Below are 252 nucleotides of genomic sequence, written 5' to 3' on the forward strand. Positions count from 1 at the left end.
ACAGGTATACTGTCGCAAGACGCAGCCACTTCGGCAGCAGGCAATGTTCCGGCGAATGCAGGAGCCTGGGTATCTGTTACGGTCACTACCTGAGTGTGCTCCGCAGTATTTCCGCAAAGGTCAGTAGCCGTCCATTTTCTAGTAAGGGTGTAGCTTCCGGCGCAGGTACCATCGGTTCTGGTCTCGGCAAAAGTTACAGTCGCAGTTCCGCAAGCATCGGTCGCAGTAAGCGTAGCCGCAGCCGGGATACTG

General features: G+C 56.0%; 1 protein-coding gene. It reads right to left on the reverse strand.

What is annotated here, in order from left to right; genetic code table 11:
• On the reverse strand, positions 1 to 252 hold a 252-nt coding region (locus tag ASG38_RS17890), incomplete at both ends, for a hypothetical protein (protein WP_162239639.1).

Source organism: Flavobacterium sp. Leaf359 (assembly GCF_001423985.1).
Lineage (GTDB): Bacteria > Bacteroidota > Bacteroidia > Flavobacteriales > Flavobacteriaceae > Flavobacterium > Flavobacterium lindanitolerans.